The organism is Vibrio sp. 10N.286.48.C11, from assembly GCF_041469805.1.
GTDB lineage: Bacteria > Pseudomonadota > Gammaproteobacteria > Enterobacterales > Vibrionaceae > Vibrio > Vibrio crassostreae_C.
This window is the reverse complement of the sequence record NZ_JBFRLK010000125.1, coordinates 1-21,368: the sequence shown is the minus strand read 5'-3', so window position 1 is coordinate 21,368 and position 21,368 is coordinate 1. Positions and strand designations below refer to the sequence as shown.

The following is a 21,368-nucleotide window of genomic DNA, read 5'->3' as shown; positions in this document are numbered from 1 at the left end:
CATCAATGGTGCGGAAGACGGCCCAACCATCGATGTGGTGGCAGAGGCAGCGTTCAATGAAAACGACGCGGCGGTAGATACCGTGGTGGCGACGTTCACGGCGTCGGATGAAGAAGACGGCACACCAAGTGTTGCCTTCACCCCGGGCACAAACACCGATGGTTACTACGCGATCAGCGGCACCGATGTGGTACTGACGCAAGCGGGTGTTGACGCGGTGAATGCAGGCGAGACACTGCCAGCGGTGAGCCTAACGGCGACCGATAGCGACAATGCGACGGCGGTTGACAGCGATACACCAACTTATAACTCTGTTGACGCTATAGATGATGGTTCGTTAAGCCAGGAATACACTGCTTCTGCCGATTTTACTGATGGTATTACGATTCCAACTGGAAGTGATGGCCAACCTCTGTTCTCGATTGAAGCCATCACTTATGACTCCGATGGTAATGAGACATCAGGGACTATATCTGAATTAAGTGGCTTTGGAATTGGTGTCGCAGGCTCTATTAGGGATAGCGGACAAATTGCTGATCAGATTGAATATGATCCTGGATCTGACACCTCTGAAAAAATTAAATTTGAATTTAGTGAGCTAGCTAATAATGTCGATTTTAGCGTTTCACGACTTTTTGGTAGTGAAAATGAAGGAGAACAAGGTGCTTGGTCTGCATATTATAATGGAGAGCTTGTCGCTTCAGGAGTATTCAAAACGGATTCTGGCGCTTCTACGGGCGACTTTAACATCGACACCGGTGATATTGTATTTGATACGTTAGTCTTCGAAGCAGATTCGAATGGTGTACGAGTTGGGGATTCTTCTGATTATGTCTTATCTTCAATTAGCGTTACCGGAATAGATCTAGGTGATGGTGCGATCATTGCTGATGAAGACGACGGCGTCTCTGTGACCGACGCTAATGCAGGACTTCTTGCAAACGATATCGATGATCAAAATGATACCTTTTCATTGACCGCTGTAAATGGCCAGACGATTACTAATGGTTCAGTTGTTACTCTTCCAAGTGGCGCATTGCTTACTATTTATGCCGATGGGACTTACGACTATGACACCAACGACGTCTATGATTACTTGCAAGCTGGGGAACTAACGACTGAGAGCTTCACATATACAATTACAGATGAACATGGCGCAACAGATACTGCGACAGCAAATATTAATATTATTGGTAGTAATGACGCTCCTAGCGGAAATCCAGATACCGCAACTCTCGAAGAAGGTAGCACAGTCACCTTTACTCCTGATCAGTTGTTAGTTAATGATGTTGATAACGATGACACGAATTTGGCTGTTCTTTCGCTAGCAAGTGACTCGTCTGGTACAAATGAGGTTGATATATCCTCTCCAGGTTCGACGTTCTTTACAAGTTTAGGTGGGACGGTAACTATAAATGATGATGGTTCATTTAGTTATCAAGCTCCTCAAGGCCAGGATCATACTCAAGGCGTAGCAATAACTGATTCCATTTATTATTTAGTTACTGATGGCAAAGGAAACTCCAATTGGACTGAGATCGAAATCGCGGTTACGGATAGTGGACCGACTGCAGTTGACGACTTTGATAGTGTTGGCTTTGGCGGTTTCGGCTTCGGTAACTTGATCTCTGGTGAAAACGACGGTTCAGGTAAGGATGACTTAGGTAGTGATATTACGAAAGTAACCAGTATTACTTTCGATGGCCAGAAATACAATGAATGGAACAATAACGGTGAGATCGTCATTGACACAGGTACGGCTATTGCTACGTTTAATCAAGACGGCAGCTATAGCTACCAATCAACTCAAGCTGAAGGTCAAGTGAAGTCGTTTTCAACAAACGACATGCTTAATAATAATGGTATTGAGCTGTATGCTTATAACGATTATCAACAAGTTGATGTTACTAACCTAAACAGTAACTCTGCCAGTGTAGTCGAGATCAACAGTAAGGTTGGTATCTACTACGCCAACTCCGAAGGAAACGGCGATCAAATACGTTATGACGAGGCATTGGTTACTAAGTTTAGCGGCGAGGTTTCTGTCGCTAACTTTACTTTGAATGGCGTTGCTGACAGTGAAGAAGTGTTCTGGAAGGCATACGACAATCAGGGTTCGCTAGTTGATAGTGGTACTATAAGTAGTAACGACTTAACTATTGCTTCTGATAGTGGTTTTGAAACTGTGGTGCTTTATACAGGTACTACCAATAACTTTATGGTAGAGAGTGTTGAGGTTCAATACGGCGTAGGCTCGGCTAATCAAGATACGTTCCAATACGAGTTGACTGATGCTGATGGTAGTGAGTCTTCAGCTCAATTGACAGTTACACAAGACTCATTACCAGTAGCTAAAGATAATAGCGAAGAGGTATATGAAGCTGGTCTTGAATCGGGTACTGATGCTAATAGTGACGCAAGTATTGTGACCGGCAATATCCTTGACAATGATAGTGGCGTTAGTAGTTCTACGTTAATTAGTGCAGTTAACGGTCAGGCACCAGTAAATGGAATCGTGGTTGTTACTACATCTTACGGTACGTTGACTGTATATACTGATGATTCTAATGGCTTCCGTTCAGGGGACTTTGAATATGAATTAACTAACACATCAATCGGTGATGATGTTGTAGATAGTTTTAGTTACACAATATCAAATAGCGTTGGTGTTACGGATAGTGCGCAGCTTAATATTAATATCGTTGATGATGTGCCTATTGTCAGTGACGTTGAACGCAACTTAACGACCACATCAGACCCTATAACAACAAATTTGACTTTTGCTCTCGACTTGTCAGGTAGTATGGACTATTCAGCTGGTAATGGGAAAAGCTACCTAGAAACGGCAATTGAAGCCTTGACGGCTCTCGTTAGCGAAGTTGATGATACCGGTGATGTCAATGTTCAAATAGTTACTTTCTCAGGTAATAATATAGTCAATTCTGGTTGGCTATCAGACGATGTCGCTCAGGTGGTTACGTATCTTGAATCCTTGCAAGCTAACGGTGGAACACGATATAGCGATGCACTAGAAAAAGTAATGGACAGTGGTGATTTACCAACTTCTGATCAGAGTTTTGTGTACTTTATTTCAGATGGTGAGCCTAATAATGGGTTTAGCGTGGGTTCAACTCTTCAAAACAGTTGGAATAGCTACTTAGAATCATCAAACTATGATATTTCTTTTGCTATAGGTATCGGCAACGCACCACTAGATGAGCTAACGCCTATCGCGCATTCTCCTGATCCTGACGATGATGATAGCAATTATGCTGTTGTGGTTGATGATGCTGATGATTTGACCAATACAGTTTTAGAGTATTTTGACAACAACAGTATTAGTGGTGACGTTAAGTTGTTTGACACTGAAGGCGGTATTTTAGAAGGAGCTGACGGTGTATCAATAACATCGATTGTCATCGACGGTATCACTTATGAGTATGATGTGAGTTCACCTGAAATTACAGTTTCAACCGCGTTAGGCGGGGAGTTTAGGATTAATTTCGATTCCGGTGAATATTATTACAGTATTGTCGTTGACCGAAATGTATTAAACGAGAGTGAAGTTATTCAAGTGCAGGTTGAAGATGGGGATGGAGATCAGGACTCTCTAAAATTAACGCTTAATATCGATTACTATGCGACCGTCGATGCGAACGTAAATAATATTATTACTAATTTGAACAGTGACTCTCCATTGTCTATTGATACTGATTATCTTACGCACTCAGACGCAATAACTTCAGATACGATTGTTTCTAGTGTCGAAAGCTCTGAGGCTACAGTTACTCTAAATGAGGAAGCTGTTATTTTAGAAAATGCTGAAAGTGGTGATGAGTTCAGTTATGTGATTGATGGAAATGGCGTTTCAGATAGCGCTGATGTTGAAGTGAATTTTGTCGACAGTTCTGTTTTATCAGGAACACAAGCTGATGATATTATTATAGGTAAGCCGACTGATAGATTAGTTGAGTTGGCAACCGTTACTGCAACCGTTCGTTCCGGTGATACTTACAATACCGCTAATCAATACGGATTCGTATTGTCTAGCTTGGCTGCTAGTTTGTCCGTAATGCAAATTAGTATTGACTTGAGTAGTATCGACAACAATGCTAACTGGGATATCAGTGATAGCCTAAACCCTTTATACCAAACAGAGTCAAAAGGCATCGAGCAAACTGATAATATTTGGGATGCGATGGACTCGGATTCTTCAGTACTGATTGCTAATTTTGTTGATGGTGATTTTACAAGCGATGATGAGTTTTGGTTCACATTCGATACTGACAATTTTGGTAGAGATCAAGGCAGTAGCTTTATAGGTGCATCTTTTGAAGTGGTTTTGAATGATGGCTCAGTATTAAATGGTACGTATGAATCAGATAATAACGGTGGAGCGATTGCTGTAATTGATAACCATACAAACAAACTCTATGGGGAAGGTGGTGATGATGTCTTGGTTGCAGATAATGGTAATGATCTTCTTGATGGTGGAGAGGGTGATGATCTATTAATTGGTGGGTTAGGTGATGACATCTTGACTGGTGGCAGCGGTGATGATTTGTTCCAGTGGGTTGACCAGCCGTTCCAAGGCGATATTGATACAATAACCGACTTTGCTTTAGGCCAAGATCACTTAGATATATCGCAGTTATTGCCAACGGAAAATTCAATGTCAGATTTACTTGACCATATCACGATTGAAAAAGTCGATAATGGTGGCGGGGATAAGGATTTAGTGATTACTATCTCTGAAGATGCGAGCAACAGCGGTCAAACACAAACAATTGTACTCGACAATACGGGAAATCAATTTGACTCAGTGAATGCCCAAGGCGATGGCAGCGTGATTAGTAGCGACTTAAGTAACTTGGTTAATCAACTCTTCGTGAATTTACCAGAACAATAACAAAAAGGGCCGAAAGGCCCTTTTTTAATAGATCTTGTTTGCTATAAAAGCTAGATTCTAAAGCACTAAGATTAAAGCACCTTACAAGCAAAACCTTTTAGGTAGAAACCTTCTGGATAAGCTGTATCTGTTAAATGATCGGCTGCTTGCTCGAAGCGCTCGACAAATTTTACGGTTCTGCCTGCGTCTAGTGCCGCATCAGCAATGATTTTTTGGAATAAGTCAGCGCCCATTAAGCCAGAGCAAGAGTAGGTGAGTAGAGTGCCACCTGGTTTCAGTATTTGCATCGCAAGCATGTTAACGTCTTTATAGCCGTTCGCGCCAGATGTCAGGTTGTTCTTACTTGAAACGAATTTTGGTGGATCCATGATCACTACGTCGAACTTCGTGCCTTGGTCTCGGTATTCGCGAAGTAGTTTGAATACGTCTGCGTTTAGGAATACTGCACGCTTTTTCGAGATGTCGAACTCATTCAGCTCAGCGTTGAACTTAGCTGTATCAAGAGCTAATTGAGAAACGTCTGCATTGATTACACGCTTAGCATCACCTTTAAGGGCATACAGACCAAAACCACCTGTGTACGAGAAACAGTTAAGGACATCTTTGCCTTTAACGTATTTCATCGATTCTTTACGGCTATCACGTTGGTCCATATAGAAGCCCGTTTTATGGCCTTCGATAATGTTTACGCTGATTTTCACACCGTTTTCTTCAATGACCACTGATTTAGGTGGTTCTTCACCGTGAAGTACGCCAACAACTTGTTCTAAGCCTTCTTTTTTACGGACTGCTACGTCAGAACGCTCATAAATATTGCAGTCAGGGAAACATTCAATTAAAGCTTCAACAAGTATGTTCTTATTAAACTCAGCTCCGGCGCTAAGTAATTGGCATACGAGGAAATCTTGATATTTGTCGATTGTGATACCGGGAAGGCCATCAGACTCTGCTGCAGTAAGGCGGTAGCCAGTTAGACCATCACGTTCAATGATATCTTCACGCAAAGATTGCGCGTCTTGAATTCGTTTTACGAAGAATGCTTTATTGATTTCTTCTTTTTCAAATGTCCAAACACGAGCTCGAATTTGAGATTCCGGTGAGTAAGCCGCTTTTGCAAGCCACTGACCATTTTGAGTGTATACGTCTACAGTTTCACCTGATTTTGGCTCGCCTTCGACTTTATCGATACCGCGTGAAAATACCCATGGGTGTTTACGGCGTAGTGATTTGTCACGGCCTTTAGCTAGATGAATTGAAGGAGTCATAATTTACTCTGTTTGTTGAATTTGAAGGAGGGGTATTGTCGAGGAAGTACAGTTGAAAAGCAAATAAGAAAGGGCTGCACAAGCAGCCCTAGTAATGATTAATCAGCACATACTGGCTAGATATAAGTATTAAGCTTTGAGACCTGTCAGCAAACCTTCCATCGTATCACTTTGTTTACGAAGTTGGTCAACATTGGAATTGCTCATACTGATCATTTCACAGATGCTATCTGACTGATGACGAATCTCCTCAACACTTTGAGCTATGTTATCTGCAACAACACCTTGCTCTTCCGCGGCTGTAGCAATCTGAGTACTACTGTCTGAGATAGATTGATTCTTTTCTGCTAAAGAGCCGATCTCGACATTCACTTCTGACATTAGTGTCTGGCCTTCATTAGCGTTGTTTACCGTTATTTCCATCAGTTTGGTTAGTGATTGGCTGTTACGTTGTAATGATTCAATCATGCTTTGGATTTCAACAGTTGCTTGTTGAGTACGACCTGCAAGGGCACGAACTTCATCGGCAACAACAGCGAATCCACGACCCTGCTCGCCGGCACGAGCGGCTTCGATAGCCGCGTTCAATGCGAGTAGATTGGTCTGCTCTGAAATGCCATTGATGGTTGTGACTACTTCATCGATCTGCGCCGCGTTGGCATCCAGTTCTTCTACTGCTTGTGAAGCGGACTGGATCTCTTGAGATAGGCTAGAGATAGACTCCAGTGTATTTGAAACCTTGACTTGACCGCTCTGAGCAACGCCGCGAGCGTCCATCGTTTGTGAGCTAGACGCATGAGCAAGGGTAGCGACTTCGCGAATGGTAGCCGCCATTTGTTCCGTTGCACTTGCTAAGCTATTCAGGTGTTCTTGTTGGTTACCTGAGATGTCTGAACTTTGTTGTGTTGACTGGTTCAAGTCCGAGCTGATCTGCTGCATGAGAGCGACAGACTCTTGGATTGATAGAACCATGTTTTGTTCACGCTCCGCAACTTTATCGATTGTAATCGCGATTTCACTGAACTCGTCACGAACTAAGAAGTAGTTCATGCGGCAAGTTAAGTCGCCATTCGCAAGCGTGTTCAGAGCTTTGTTCATAGAGAACATCGCGCCGCCAATAAAGGTCATGATGTAGTAAACACCTAGTGCGATAAGCGTTAGGGTTACAGCGATGATAGAAACCTGAGTCGTCGATAGAGCAGACCAAAGGTTTTGGTCATGGTTAGCAACTAGGCTGAACGCTCCATTCATCACTGAAACAGAACCAGCACCGTAGCCTAAAGAGATGGTTTCAGAGCTGCTGACAAGCTGAGCTACTTGATCTTTAGTGAGTTGACCCGCTTCGATAAGCCCTTTCATCAAGAGCATTTCTTCTTGATAAAGGTGAGCAAGTAAAGAGTCCGCGGCACTATCTAAAACGAGAGTTAATATAACCAGGGCGAGAAGAGGCAATAAGAAGAGTAGATAGAACTTTTCTTGGATTTTTAGGTGAATGAGATATTTGTCAATCCAACGAAATGGGATTTCTTTCATAATCGTTATACTCGAAGTAAGTCCACCAATAAGCGGTGAATGAATAGAAACTCGACTATATCATTCATATAATTTATGAGGCAACGTTATGGAAAGTTCACAATATATTTTTGTCGTGTCAGGCGTAGTTCAATGTGTTGGGTTCCGTTACCACACCAGTAGGCAGGCGCAAGCTATGGGTCTCTCAGGTTATGCAAAGAACTTAAATGATGGTCGAGTTGAAGTGTTAGTTGTCGGAGAGAGTCAGCAAATTGAGAAGTTACATGCTTGGCTCTATATTGGCCCTTCGAGCGCAACAGTAGACAACGTTGTGATGCATCAAGTTAAAGATAGTGAGCGCCAAGACGTACGCATAGGGGCGTTTAAAATACTGTAGTTGTAGCACTACAGTATTTTATATTGAACGTAACTTAATGACCTAAAGCGGGTTAGGTTTTACAAGCACTTTGCTGGTTTAGGTAAACCGGCGAGCTTGGTCGCTTGTTTTGCAGGGCCTTTTTTGAATAACTTGAAAAGGTACTTACTATTGCCTTTTTCTGGGCCGTGAGCTTTTTCCATTGCTTTAACGAGCATGCGAACCGCTGGTGAGGTGTTGAACTCTTCGTAAAAGCTCCTTACAAAATGTACGACTTCTAAGTGTGCATCTGTAAGTTCAATCGCCTCGTCTTGAGCAAGAATTTCAATCATGCCTTCTTCCCATTGCGTGTAATCCAATAGGTAGCCTTGAGCGTCGGTTTCGATTTGCTTGCCGTTATATTCAAACATGTTTAATCCAGAATCCAATTAACTATGCGGATAGGGTACATGACCAAGTTTGTCTTTCTCAACAGAAATTGTAGCTATCCAATGAAATATCGTACTTATAGATACAAAAAAGCCCAAGAGGTAGGCTCTTGGGCTAGATATTCTTCAATGATGGGAACGATTAGTCGTCGCTGCCCATGATGCCTAGGATGCTTAGTAGGCTGATGAAGATGTTGTAGATCGATACGTACAAGCTGATCGTTGCAGAGATGTAGTTTGTTTCACCGCCACGAATGATGTTTTGCGTTGTAAGCAAGATAACACCAGTCGAGAACAGGATGAACATACCGCTCATTGCCAATGATAGTAGAGGCATTTGTAGGAAGATGTTTGCAACCATACCTACAAGTAGTACTACGAAACCCGCTAATAGCATGCCATTAAGGAACGACAGGTCACGCTTAGTTGTTAGTGCGTAAGCTGATGCGCCCATAAACGCCAGTGCTGTACCGCCAAGTGCAGTTAGGATGACATCACCCATGCCTGCGCCAACGTACATGTTTAAGATTGGACCGATGGTGTAGCCTAAGAAACCTGTAAATAGGAATGTGAAGACTAGACCCATGCTGTTGTCACGGTTCTTTTCTGTTAGGAAAAGTAGGCCGTAGAAGCCAACTAGCATGATAATAAGACCCGGGCGAGGAAGGTTCATCGCCATGGATACGCCTGCTACAACAGCAGACCAAAGTAGTGTCATAGACAGTAATGCGTAGGTGTTACGCAACACTTTATTGGTTTGCAGAGCACTTTCTTGAGATGCTGTGCGTGAAAACATAGGGCTGTTCATAATCTTCCTCGTAAGGTGACTTCAATAGTTATTAGTACATTTATGGGGGTGAAAGTTCGAAAAATCAAGTCTCTCATTCCTCTTGTATACGTAAAATAATAATCAAAATAGTCGGTTAAGTGTTTCTGAAGGTGTAACAAATTATTTCTTAAAGTGCAGTTAAGGTTCGTTGTTCAATTTTAATCGCACTGAATCGCTGTTTATAATCTTGAAAAACTAATTATAACACTGAAAACAAAGAGGCGACCTAAGCCGCCTCTGTAGTTTATGCATCATAACACATTAGTGGTGTAAGATTTGGCTTAAGAAGTTCTGCGTTCTGTCTGATTGTGGGTTTTCAAAGAAATCGACAGGGTTGTTCTCTTCTATGATTTCACCGGCATCCATGAAGATAACGCGATCCGCGACCTCTTTAGCAAAGCCCATCTCGTGCGTTACACAAAGCATCGTCATGCCTTCTTCTGCAAGCTCAACCATTACGTCTAACACCTCACGAACCATTTCTGGATCGAGCGCCGACGTTGGCTCATCAAACAGCATCACTTGAGGGTTCATACACAAAGAGCGAGCGATAGCTACACGCTGCTGTTGACCACCTGAAAGCTGACCTGGGAACTTGTCCGCTTGCTCAGGGATTTTTACGCGCTCTAGGTACTTCATTGCAATCGCTTCGGCTTCTTCTTTTGGCATCTTTTTGACCCAGATTGGAGCCAGAGTACAGTTCTCTAATACCGTCAGATGTGGAAACAGATTGAAGTGTTGGAAACACATGCCGACATCTCTACGCACGGCTTCGATGTTCTTTAGGTCTTCCGTTAATTCATTACCTGAAACGAAGATATGACCTTTTTGGTGCTCTTCTAATCGGTTGATGCATCGGATCATCGTTGATTTACCAGAGCCTGAAGGGCCACAGATAACGATTTTCTCGCCTTTTTTAACTTCTAAATTGATGTTCTTAAGTACGTGGAATTCACCGTACCACTTGTTCATGTCTTTCAACTCGATCATAAGACCTTGAGAGTTGTTTTCTGTCTGCTGCGTCATAATACGTCCTTGATCTTGTTAATTATCGTTTGTGACCGGTGTGAAGTCTGTTTTCTAGCCATATCGAATATCTCGACATGCCAAAACAAAACACCCAGAACACTAACGCGACAAATACATAACTTTCTGTTGAATACCCAAGCCATTCAGGGTCGGTATTCGCGGCTTGGCCAATTCCTAGTACATCAAACATACCAATAATCAAAACAAGACTGGTATCTTTAAACAAACCAATGAAGGTGTTCACAATTGAAGGAATCGTGATTTTAAGAGCTTGAGGTAGAATGATAAGCCCAGTCTTTTTCCAGTAGCTTAACCCCAGAGCATCAGCTGCTTCGTATTGGCCTTTTGGTATTGCTTGTAGACCACCTCGAATTACTTCGGCCATGTAGGCTGCACTGAATAGAACTACCCCTACAAGTGCTCGAATGAGCTTATCGGTTTCTGTCCCTTCTGATAAAAAGAGTGGCAGCATTACTGAAGCCATGAATAGAACTGTAATGAGCGGTACGCCACGCCAAATTTCGATGTATACGGTACACATACTGCGAATGATCGGCATCTCTGAGCGACGCCCAAGAGCAAGTGCAACACCAATAGGGAGTGACACTACAATACCAACAAGTGCGATGACCAGTGTAACCAATAGGCCGCCCCATTTATGGGTATCAACAACTTCTAACCCAAAGACGCCACCGTATAGCAAGCCGGCAATGATAAATGGGTAGATGTTGACGAAGAACAACCAAATCCACGTACGTTTAGGTGTTTTTTCATAAGCCAGTAAGGCTACAAAAATGGCCAACGTTGCGTAGAAGAGGCGAGGTCGCCACAGTTCAGCTTCTGGGTAGAAGCCATACATGAATTGGTCCCAACGAACGCTGATAAAAACCCAACAAGCGCCTTCGCTAGTACAGGCATCGCGTGTGGTTCCTATCCAGTCGGCACTGATGAATGCCCAATCCGCTATTGCCCATAATAGGGTGAAAGCAAAGTAAGCAAGAATCACAGTGACGACGCTGTTAATAGGTCCATTAAATAGATTTTTTCTTAACCAACCGACTGGCCCAACGGTATTCGCTGGAGGCGGAAGATCAGGTTGAAATTGATGTGTACTCATCTTATCTCTCCACCAACGCTACTTTGCGGTTGTATATGTTCATTAGAGCGGACGTTAATAGGCTCAAGGTTAGGTAGACGCCCATTGTCATCGCGATTACTTCGATAGCTTGTCCAGTTTGGTTAAGTGTTGTTCCTGCAAATACAGAGACAAGATCAGGATAACCAATGGCCATCGCAAGTGATGAGTTTTTGGTCAGGTTTAGATACTGACTGGTTAGTGGTGGGATAATGATTCTTAATGCTTGTGGAATAATGACAAGCTTTAGAGTTCTAGAACGTGGGATGCCTAGAGACATCGCAGCCTCAGTTTGCCCATGGTTTACCGCGTTAATACCTGAACGAACAATCTCAGCAATGAACGCTGCTGTATAGATACTTAAAGCGAGCATCAATGCAGCAAGCTCAGGGATTATCGTAACACCACCCTTGAAGTTAAACCCTTTCAACACAGGGTAATCTGCAGAGATAGGCATGCCCATAACAAAGTAAGTTATCAACGGTAAGCCTAAAATCAACGCAGCGGCAATTCGCAACATCGGTGTTTGTTGGCCGGTCAGTTTCTGTCTGTTCTTAGCCCAGATGTTGATAATAAACGTAGCGATAATACCGACAATCAATGATGCGATGACAATGCTACTGCCTTGCTCAAAGACTGGAGCAGGGAAGTACAACCCGCGTACGTTCAAGAAAATTGCTTCACCTAGACTCATACTTTGACGAGCAGAAGGCAAGGCTTGTAGAACGGCGAAATACCAGAAAAAGATTTGTAATAGCAGAGGGATATTTCGGAATATCTCAATGTAGACAGCTGCAAATCGGCTAACTAGCCAGTTTGAAGAGAGTCTAGCGATACCCATACTAAAGCCCAGCACTGTCGCTAGCATGATGCCGAGTACTGAAACCAAAGCGGTATTGAGAAGACCGATAAAGAATGTACGACCGTATGAGTAGGTCTCGTCGTATTCAATCAGTGTTAAGCCGATACCAAAACCAGCTTCTTGTGAGAGAAAATCAAAACCAGTGGTGATACCACGGGAATCTAAGTTTGTGAGTGCATTATTTACAATCGTGTAAAAGAAAGCACAAAGCGCCCCGACGGCGATAATTTGGAAAATGATGGAGCGAAAAGTGGGGTTGTAAAATAAGTTGGCACTTTTGGGCTGTGGCTTTGCCTGAGCTGGAGAAATAGTTTCATTAGGTTTCATACTACTATAACCTCAAATCCATTTAATAAATAGGGCGGAAAACTCCGCCCTAATTGATGCTTGAAAATTTATTAACGGATTGGTGGAGCGTACATAAAGCCGCCCGCATTCCATAATGCATTTACACCACGAGAGATTTGAAGTGGAGAACCTGTACCAACAGTACGCTCAAAACTCTCACCGTAGTTACCAACTTGCTTAATTACTTGGTAACCCCAGTCGTCGCGAATGCCAAGGCCTTTACCTTTAGGACCGTCTACACCAAGAATACGTTTGATGTTTGGATCTTTTGACTTAAGCATTTCGTCTGCATTTTTAGAAGAGATGCCGTATTCTTCCGCGTTAATCATTGCTGAAAGTGTCCACTTAGCAACGTTAAACCATTGGTCATCATCCTGACGAACAACAGGGCCTAGAGGCTCTTTAGAGATGATTTCAGGAAGTACTTCTGCAGATTTAGGATCAGCTAGGTTTAGGCGAAGTGCGTATAGACCAGATTGGTCAGTTGTTAGTACGTCACAACGACCTGCGTCGAAACCTTTCGATGTTTGTGCTGCCGTATCGAATACCACTGGCTTGTAAGACATGCCACTGTTACGGAAGTAATCGGCTAGGTTAAGTTCAGTTGTTGTACCTGATTGAACACATACAGAAGCGCCATCAAGCTCTTGAGCACTTGTTAGGCCAAGTTCTTTCTTAACCATGAAGCCTTGACCATCGTAGTAGTTAACGCCTACGAAGTTCAGACCTAGAGCAGTGTCACGATGTAATGTCCATGTTGTGTTACGAGATAGTACGTCGATTTCGCCAGATTGAAGCGCAGTAAAACGCTCTTTTGCTGTTAGAGGTACATACTTAACTTTAGTCTTGTCACCGAGTACAGCCGCTGCAAGAGCTTGACAATACTCAACATCAATTCCTTCCCATTCACCTTTTGAGTTAGGGTTAGAGAACCCTGGAAGACCGGTACTTACACCACAAGTTAGAAAACCTTGAGATGTGACTTTGTCCAGAGTGCTTTCTGCCGCTGATGCCGATGTTGCCATCATCGCAGTTGATGCAGCTACTACTGAAGCAAGAAGTGTTAGTTTATTTGTCATTTGTATCCTTCCTTGTTAACCAGGTGACACCTGATACTCGTGCTCGTTTGAGTTTCTCTTATGTGTTGCGTTTTCTATGACCTTGTTGTTCAAATTAAACGACTTGCATTTTGCAAATGAAACTGTGTGCGATTTAAACAACTGTTTATAAGGTTAGGAAAGGATCCGTAGTTTCACAAATGTATAATTTAAAAAGAATTTTGAATGAAATCACAAATCCGAACACAATTAGAATGACCAAATGTTAAGTGAATGTAAATAGTGCAACGGTTCACACTGTTGGTGCAACGAGATTTAGATTTTTATATTGATAATCGACTAGATAAATATTCTGAATCCACATTGCAATGATGAAATATTAAACTTAAGAAATGTTGAAATTTGGTCAATAAATATTTTTATTACACTTCGATAGTTATGAATATGCTCCAAATTTGGTAGCATGGCTGAATAGTTATTGAAGTAGTCTCAAGGAAGAACATGCGTTATTTCCCAATGTTTTTGGATGTAGAAAATAAGCCAATCTTAGTGGTTGGTGGGGGTGAGGTTGCTTGCCGTAAAGTCGATAGCTTACTACGAGCGGGAGCGGATGTGACTTTGGTGTCTCCCAAGGTAGCGCCTTACTTAAAGCAGCTTGTGGACGAGAACAAGCTTCACTGGGTTCAAAACTTTTACTCGTCACAGATCATATCGAAAAATTACTTGCAGGTTTGGGCCACAACAGACAACCCAAGCTTGAATCACCAAGTGTATAATGATGCGAAAAAACTGGGCATTTTAGTCAATGTGGTTGACGATCTTCCTTACTGCGATTTCATCACACCTTCGATGATAAATCGCGGCAGAATCCAAATTGCCATCTCTAGTGGCGGGGCATCACCTGTTTTAGTAAGAAATATCAGAGAAAAACTCGAAACGGTATTGCCACAAAACATAGGTTTGATAGCAGACTTCGGTGCATCAAAACGCAATTCAATCAAAGAGTCATTCCCAACCGTCGACGAGCGTCGTAAATTTTGGGAGCGTTTCTTGTCATCCAGCTTTATCGAGCAGGTGAATGACAGAGAGCAGTTAGAGTCTTACTACCAGCAAGCGCTAACCGAAGGCATTGATAGCGAAGGGCAGGTCACTTGGATTGAATTCGAGCAAGATGTCGAGCTGTTGTCTATGAAGGCTTTACGTTTGATGCAGGAGGCAGAGCTCGTACTTTCACCGAGCGATTGTCCATTTGAATTTATCGACCTGTGCCGCCGAGATGCAGAAAGAGAGAGCTACGCCAACAGCGGAGAGCTATCAACAAAGCTTGAGCAAGCAAGAGCAGAGAAATTACGAGTGTGTGTGTTTATTCCACCAGCAAGCGTAGAGTTTAATCTGTTGGTCGGCAAAGACCTAAAATTGTCAGCAGCCCAAGTACTCAGTTGAGGCTGTTGCTTCTAGTTGAAATGAGAGCTTTCTGGTTGTTTTAAATCGGCTAGAGGCTCGGAATAAAACTAAAACTGGACCAGATAAATAAAAAGCCACTTCCCTTAAAGAAGTGGCTTTTTGCTATTTCAAACACGGCATTGTGCTGATGAATGAGCAACCCAAATAGGCGGTCGCTCAAACTCAATAATTAGTCGCGGAAGTTGTCAAACTGGAAAGGTTGACCAAGTTCACCGCCGCGAACTAGAGCCATAACAGCTTGTAGGTCATCACGCTTCTTACCAGTAACACGAACTTTGTCGCCTTGGATAGAAGCTTGAACTTTAACTTTGTTGTCTTTGATTAGCTTAACGATCTTCTTAGCGACATCAGTTTCAATGCCTTGCTTAAAGATAACCGTTTGGTGCCAAGTGCGACCTGTTTGGTCTGCCGCTTTCGCTTCCATCGCGTTAGGATCAACATTACGCTTCGTTAGGTTGCTGCGAAGGATATCGCGCATTTGCTTCAGTTGAAAATCGTCTTGAGCAGTCAATTTTACTGATTCATCTTTGTAATCAAAGCTTGCGTCAACGCCGCGGAAATCGAAACGAGTCGATAGTTCACGGTTTGCGTTGTCTACTGCGTTACGCAGTTCTACTGCTTCTACTTCAGAGATAATGTCAAATGATGGCATTGTGTTGTTTCCTTAAGCTAAGTTTCTATCTTTAATTGCTGTTGCAAGCATGTCTAGCATTGTTGCAGTATCTTCCCAGCTTAGGCATGGGTCAGTAATCGACTTGCCATATTCTAGGTTGTTAATGTCTGTCATTGGCTGGTTGCCTTCAATAATGAAGCTCTCTGCCATAATGCCTGCAATTTGGTTCTTGTTAGATTTAATTTGCTCACAAATGTCTTGTGCAACTTCTAACTGCTTACGGTGTTGCTTCTGACAGTTAGCGTGGCTAAAGTCTACAACCAAACGTTGAGGTAGATCGAATTCAGCCAGTTGCTTACATGCAGTATCTACAGATTCAGCGTCGAAGTTAGGGCCTTTATCGCCACCACGTAGAATAACGTGACCGTATGGGTTGCCAGAAGTACGGTAAACCGTCATGCGGCCGTTCTTATCTGGAGAGTAGAAGTAGTGTGAAGCATGTGCTGCACGAATTGCATCGATAGCAATCTTGATGTTGCCGTTGGTCGCGTTCTTGAAGCCAACAGGGCAAGACAGTGCAGAAGCCATTTCACGGTGAATCTGAGATTCAGTTGTACGAGCGCCAATCGCACCCCAAGTGATAAGGTCTGCAATGTACTGACCTGTGATCATATCAAGGAATTCAGTCGCGGTAGCGAGGCCAAGCTTGTTGATATCTAGCAGAAGCTTACGAGCTTTGCTCAAGCCTGTTTCAAGTGCGTATGAACCATCAAGGTTAGGATCTGTAATCAAACCCTTCCAACCTACAACAGTACGAGGCTTCTCGAAGTAGGTTCTCATTACAACGAACAGTTCATCTTTGTACTGGTCTTGAATTTTGCTTAGGCGCTCAGCGTAATCAAGTGCCGCATCTGTATCGTGAACAGAGCAAGGGCCTACGATAACTAATAGGCGGTTATCACGACCAGTTAGGATATCTTCGATTTGGCGGCGAGAATTTTTAATGCGCTCAGCAACGTCGTCAGTAATAGGGTGTGCATTGCCTAGTTCGGCAGGAGTTGGCATAGGACCCAGAGCTTGGGTTCTCAACTCATCAGTTTTTAATGGCATGTGATAGCTTTTTTATTCTATTGCGGAGTGGTTAAGATAACGGAATTGAACAGAGGAATAAACTCTATTGAGTCAAAGTTATCTCAGTTATTGCTAATATTCTTATTTTTATCAGCAGGCCAGCGTCAAATAAGGGATTTTCACTTGTATTAACAGGCAGCTATCGGTATTTTCGTTTGAACACAACATAAAAATGCTGGAGCAGCAATGACTCAAGAAAATCAAAGCACTTTGCACCCAGAACTCGTCTTAGGTGATGTGCTGCCTTCTTACAACGATAATAATAATTCTAACCACTTATACGTTTCATTATCAGAATTAGTGATGGATCGTGTCTTCTACCACCCAAGTATCGAGAGTCACTTAGATACTTTGACTGATATTGAAAAAACGTCTTTAGAAGCGATCCTTGGCGATAAAACAGTCGATGAGCATTTTGTTTCGACCTTAGTGATTGCCATTCAAGCTGCCGTTCAGCCAAATCACACTTCTGTTCGTATCGCATTAAGCAGTGCAGACAGCTATGGATTCCGTTCGCTGCTTGGCGGGAACTGTGAAGCAGAAGAGATTAACCCTGCACTAGGTGTTCGTGGCGTTGCTCGTTACGCGACACCAGAATACAGCAAGGCTTTCGCTTTAGAATGTCAGGTTATTAAGGCATTACGTGAGCAGGGCATCAACGTTGAAGTAGTTGTGCCTTACGTTCGTGCGTTAAGCGATGCCGCTAAGATTATTGACCTGCTTGCCGAGCAAGGGCTACCACGCGGCCTTAACGGTTTGAAAGTACTGTTCTCGTGCGATGTGCCGTCTGCAGTGCTACTGAGCGAACGTTTACTGCATTACTTCGATGGTGTAGTGGTAAACGTTGATAGCTTAGCGTCTTTCACTTTAGGCGTAGACAAACACAATGAAGCTCAGCAGCACGCTTTTGATCCACAAAACGAAGCGGTTATTACCTTGTTGGATATGATTGTTAAAGCAACCCTGAACGCGAAGAAGCCAGTGCTGCTAGTAACTCAAGGCTTAGTGGATTACCCACGTCTACAAGGTTACATAGCTGATCTTGAATGCGTAGAAACGGTCGTGACTGCGTAAATCGATTAGCTTGCCTGATAAGCCGACTTAAGGCGCTAATGCTTTGAGAATGAAAGAGATATCATTGTGCGATGATATCTCTTTTTTGTAACATTTTTTTGACATCTCTATCGCTAATCGATTAACTGGTCTGATGACTGATTTGACGAGGTAATCCGAATGTTGACCCCTCTACAAAAAGCAAATTTCTACTTAAGCATGTTTGGCTTTTTCAAAGTCCCACTTATCTGGTTGTGCCGACCAAAACTACTCGCGTTGGACAACCAACATGTTGAAGTGAAAATCCCGCTTAGAAGGCGTACTAAGAATCACCTTAACAGTATGTACTTTGGCGTTTTGGCTGTAGGTGCGGATGTCGCGGGTGGGTTTCTTGCGATGAGCAAATCTCAGCAGCAAGGTGAAAAGATCTCGTTGGCTTTTAAAGAGGTGACGGGTAACTTTTTGAAGCGCCCTGAAGGTGATGTGCATTTCACTTGTAACGACGGTGAGCTGATCAACACTATGCTGGCAGAAACCATGTCGACCGGAGAACGGGTCAATCAACCCGTAACCATTATCGCGACTTGCCCATCTTTACATGGTGACGAGCCGATGGCGGAGTTCACGCTTACGCTTTCAATTAAGAAAGTCCCTTCAAGAAAATAGCGATTAAATAATAGATTTTGGTTTAGAAGTCATGGGTAACGTTGAAGAGATAAAACAACGGTATGTGAATGGTTTCCACATACCGTTATAGAGAACTTTATAACGGCTCTATGACTCTTGAGTGATCTGCTCAATATCAACTATTTTTGAACGGTTCATAACGATCTTCCAACGGTAGTAGGTTGGTTCGTTATCATGGTTGTTCTCTTTAATGATCAGGTTGAGAAGATGACGCTTTTCTACTGATTCGCGGCTCACTTGTCCTTCATTCAAGCGGTAGATCTTGTTTGAGCCTTTATCCATCAACCGTGTCAGCGCTCTGAGGCTGATCGATAACGTTTCACGAGTCTCCTCATAACCACTCATAAAGGTCGATGTCGACATCTCAGTATGAGAGCGGTAATGCAAGATTTGCTCTTCACGTTGTACCACACGCTTTTTACGGATCGACTGAATGCGATCTGCAAGCTTAGAAAAATTTGCGTAGTCCAACCATTCCAGTTTATGGCCTACTGACTTGTTGGTCGTTGGATCATAGTAACGACGCTTCCATTTTGGCTTGCCTTTACGCAGCCAGCGCCAAAGGATGTCTCTTAAGTCATCTTTAAAGATCTCACGCAGTGCGTAAATGAAAGACATTGCCACGATGAAAGAGGCGGTAATCTCACCAAGAAAGTCACGAGCCAAGATCACAGTAGTGGTCACGACAACCATCACCAAACCGGTCGCGATGCCTTTCACGGCACGCTTAACGTTCTTACCCATCGACGTTGTCTTTTCTTTAAGCACGATAGGGTGTTCAATCAAACGACGCAGCAAACGCATCTTGTTACTCAAGCGGGTAACGTCCTCTCGAACTCTTGCTGAGTTGTAGCGGTTCAGTTTACGGTGCGCGGTCTCTTTATCACAAAGCGTTAAGAGTCGTTCTTTAATCGTTGAATACTCACTACCTCGTGGCATGTGTGAAACTAGCGATAGGAACTTTTGCTCGGTATACCAAGATAGGTAGTTATCGATATTAGCGTAGTAGCGCTTGAGATTTTCTTCGTAAGGGATGCTTCGGCGTAGCTTCTTCAAGATATCTAAAGCCAATTCAATGACTTCATCTACTTCATCAGCCGTTACGTCGTCACTATCAGTTTTATTTAAGCTGCTGACTGCTTTATCTAACGCGATAACATATTGGTAGGCAAACAGACTCAAACTGACACGATACTGTGTTGTAGATAAGCGTCCACGTTTTGCCAAGCGACTGTGTACCAAAGGTAAAAGTGTTTTGTCACTATAGTAGGCACGTTTTTGAGTGATTGAGCTGTAGAAAAAGGCACTTTCAGAAAGCACTTCAGGAGTCAGTCCAAGTTCACCGGGAATGAATAGATAAACGTCCATGTCGAGCTTTTTGGTCTTAGCCATGGCATGGTTAATTTTAATTGTTATCGCATCTTGTTTATCAACGGTGATCAACGATGTCTCCTAGAATGTAAAAATATGAATGAAACTAGCGAAAGCATATCAGAGATCACGTATAATCTCCGCCAAATTTAAAGTAGAGACAACCTTGATGATTAATATTGGTCAAATAAACAACTTAGAAGTAGTAAAACAAGCAGACTTCGGTGTATTCCTTGACGCGAGCGACTATGGAACCGTGTTGCTGCCGAAACGATTTACTCCTGAAGGTGTTGAAATTGGTCAAAAGCTAGATGTTTTCTTATACATAGATTCTGACAACCAGATCGCTGCAACGACTGAAAAACCAATAGCTCAAGTAGGCCAGTTTGGTTTGATGACGGTTGAAGGTGTTAACAGCACTGGTGCATTCATGAGCTGGGGCGTGAAAGGTAAAGACCTTCTTGTTCCTTTCAGCGAGCAGCGTGGCCGTTTAAACGAAGGTCAGTCAATCTTAGTATATGTGTATATCGATAAAGCATCGAGCCGTATCGTTGGTACAACGAAGTTCAACAAATGGTTAGACAACACGCCTGCGACTTATAAGCAAAATGAGCAAGTCGATCTCATTATCGCTGAGCGCAGCCAGTTAGGTTACAAAGCGATCGTGAACGGTGAACACTGGGGTATGATTTTCCCATCTGACATCATCGGTAAGCTGTTCATTGGTAAAACACTAAAAGGCTACATTAAAAACGTTCGTGAAGAAGACGGTAAGATTGATTTGTCTCTTCAGAAGGTTGGTGTGGCTAAGATGGATGACCTAAGCACTAAGGTTCTTGACCTGCTTGAGAAGAAAGGCGGTTACCTGCCTTTGAATGATAAGTCTTCTCCTGAAGTTATTTTCTCTGCATTCAGAACCAGCAAAGGTACGTTCAAGAAGACAATTGGTGGTCTATACAAATCTGGCAAGATCACTATCGACAAAGAAGGTATCAGCTTAGTTAAGTAAGCGGTCCTTTCGGTCAAAAAAAAGCCCAAACCTTCCTGTTTGGGCTTAGGGGAAAGGGCTCCGAAGAGCCTACGCTAATCGTTTTAATCTTTTGACTGTTAGATTGAAGTCTAGTTTAGATTCTCTAAAGTGCGATTTTTCTTTTTGGAAATAGTGATTTGAATTGATATTTATATAATTAGCTGTTGATTTACAAGCGCTCGCACACTGACTTATATGGCCGATAGAATAGAAAAAGCCCAAACAATTAACGTTGTTTGGGCTTTTTGTTGTGCGCCGAGCATGGCGT

Annotated in this window: 17 protein-coding genes; 6 read left to right on the top strand and 11 right to left on the bottom strand. The window is 42.9% G+C overall.

Features of this window, described 5'->3' with window-relative positions; all coding sequences use genetic code 11:
* Nucleotides 1–37 precede the first annotated feature (37 nt).
* Nucleotides 38–4,909: an S-layer family protein gene (locus AB4209_RS21660; protein WP_206360539.1), complete on the top strand. Its 4,872-nt coding sequence runs from the start codon at nt 38–40 to the stop codon at nt 4,907–4,909.
* A gap of 71 nt (nt 4,910–4,980) precedes the next feature.
* Here the strand turns inward: AB4209_RS21660 and AB4209_RS21655 are convergent, their stop codons facing one another.
* Nucleotides 4,981–6,174, bottom strand: a complete 1,194-nt coding sequence (locus tag AB4209_RS21655; protein ID WP_010440717.1) for a class I SAM-dependent methyltransferase — start codon at nt 6,172–6,174, stop codon at nt 4,981–4,983.
* A gap of 129 nt (nt 6,175–6,303) precedes the next feature.
* Entirely contained in the window at nt 6,304–7,707 is a 1,404-nt protein-coding gene (locus AB4209_RS21650) for a methyl-accepting chemotaxis protein (RefSeq protein ID WP_372057330.1), read from the bottom strand.
* A gap of 88 nt (nt 7,708–7,795) precedes the next feature.
* Here AB4209_RS21650 and yccX point away from each other — a divergent pair, with 88 nt between their 5' ends.
* Nucleotides 7,796–8,083, top strand: coding sequence for an acylphosphatase (gene yccX / locus AB4209_RS21645; protein ID WP_017059706.1), 288 nt, complete (start codon nt 7,796–7,798; stop codon nt 8,081–8,083).
* Nucleotides 8,084–8,142: 59 nt separating this feature from the next.
* Here yccX and AB4209_RS21640 read toward each other — a convergent pair whose 3' ends face one another.
* From AB4209_RS21640 to AB4209_RS21615, 6 genes are all read right to left on the bottom strand, one after another.
* The gene (locus AB4209_RS21640) at nt 8,143–8,472 is read right to left on the bottom strand and encodes a TusE/DsrC/DsvC family sulfur relay protein (protein ID WP_017057205.1); all 330 of its coding nucleotides are present in this window, start codon (nt 8,470–8,472) and stop codon (nt 8,143–8,145) included.
* A 160-nt stretch (nt 8,473–8,632) separates the two neighbouring features.
* Complete coding sequence (locus tag AB4209_RS21635; RefSeq protein WP_017057206.1) at nt 8,633–9,298, bottom strand: Bax inhibitor-1/YccA family protein; 666 nt, start codon at nt 9,296–9,298, stop codon at nt 8,633–8,635.
* 282 nt (nt 9,299–9,580) lie between these two features.
* Nucleotides 9,581–10,345, bottom strand: coding sequence for an amino acid ABC transporter ATP-binding protein (locus AB4209_RS21630; RefSeq protein ID WP_017059704.1), 765 nt, complete (start codon nt 10,343–10,345; stop codon nt 9,581–9,583).
* A 22-nt stretch (nt 10,346–10,367) separates the two neighbouring features.
* On the bottom strand, nt 10,368–11,465 hold the full coding sequence (locus AB4209_RS21625; protein ID WP_017059703.1) for an amino acid ABC transporter permease: 1,098 nt from the start codon (nt 11,463–11,465) through the stop codon (nt 10,368–10,370).
* 1 nt (nt 11,466) lies between these two features.
* Complete coding sequence (locus AB4209_RS21620) at nt 11,467–12,672, bottom strand: amino acid ABC transporter permease (RefSeq protein ID WP_017063829.1); 1,206 nt, start codon at nt 12,670–12,672, stop codon at nt 11,467–11,469.
* Between the two features lie 71 nt (nt 12,673–12,743).
* A complete protein-coding gene (locus AB4209_RS21615) occupies nt 12,744–13,772 on the bottom strand; it encodes an amino acid ABC transporter substrate-binding protein (protein ID WP_017059701.1) in 1,029 nt (342 codons plus the stop codon).
* A 480-nt stretch (nt 13,773–14,252) separates the two neighbouring features.
* Between AB4209_RS21615 and AB4209_RS21610 the strand changes: the two genes are divergently transcribed.
* Nucleotides 14,253–15,194 (top strand): bifunctional precorrin-2 dehydrogenase/sirohydrochlorin ferrochelatase, encoded by a 942-nt coding sequence (locus AB4209_RS21610; RefSeq protein WP_017059700.1) that lies wholly within the window; start codon nt 14,253–14,255, stop codon nt 15,192–15,194.
* A 190-nt stretch (nt 15,195–15,384) separates the two neighbouring features.
* Here the strand turns inward: AB4209_RS21610 and AB4209_RS21605 are convergent, their stop codons facing one another.
* Both AB4209_RS21605 and AB4209_RS21600 read right to left on the bottom strand, forming a co-directional pair.
* On the bottom strand, nt 15,385–15,867 hold the full coding sequence (locus AB4209_RS21605) for a YajQ family cyclic di-GMP-binding protein (protein ID WP_017063832.1): 483 nt from the start codon (nt 15,865–15,867) through the stop codon (nt 15,385–15,387).
* 12 nt (nt 15,868–15,879) lie between these two features.
* Entirely contained in the window at nt 15,880–16,938 is a 1,059-nt protein-coding gene (locus AB4209_RS21600; protein ID WP_102394015.1) for a 3-deoxy-7-phosphoheptulonate synthase, read from the bottom strand.
* Between the two features lie 207 nt (nt 16,939–17,145).
* On the opposite strand from AB4209_RS21600, the gene AB4209_RS21595 reads away from it, so the two are divergent.
* Both AB4209_RS21595 and AB4209_RS21590 read left to right on the top strand, forming a co-directional pair.
* Nucleotides 17,146–18,033: a putative PEP-binding protein gene (locus tag AB4209_RS21595; protein WP_017066315.1), complete on the top strand. Its 888-nt coding sequence runs from the start codon at nt 17,146–17,148 to the stop codon at nt 18,031–18,033.
* Between the two features lie 159 nt (nt 18,034–18,192).
* Nucleotides 18,193–18,678 (top strand): PaaI family thioesterase, encoded by a 486-nt coding sequence (locus tag AB4209_RS21590; RefSeq protein WP_017059696.1) that lies wholly within the window; start codon nt 18,193–18,195, stop codon nt 18,676–18,678.
* A 108-nt stretch (nt 18,679–18,786) separates the two neighbouring features.
* Here AB4209_RS21590 and AB4209_RS21585 read toward each other — a convergent pair whose 3' ends face one another.
* Nucleotides 18,787–20,142: a hypothetical protein gene (locus tag AB4209_RS21585; protein WP_372057328.1), complete on the bottom strand. Its 1,356-nt coding sequence runs from the start codon at nt 20,140–20,142 to the stop codon at nt 18,787–18,789.
* A 28-nt stretch (nt 20,143–20,170) separates the two neighbouring features.
* On the opposite strand from AB4209_RS21585, the gene AB4209_RS21580 reads away from it, so the two are divergent.
* Nucleotides 20,171–21,079 carry a S1 RNA-binding domain-containing protein gene (locus tag AB4209_RS21580; protein WP_017059694.1) on the top strand — a complete coding sequence of 303 codons (909 nt, stop codon included), beginning with the start codon at nt 20,171–20,173 and terminating at the stop codon, nt 21,077–21,079.
* Nucleotides 21,080–21,368 lie beyond the last annotated feature (289 nt).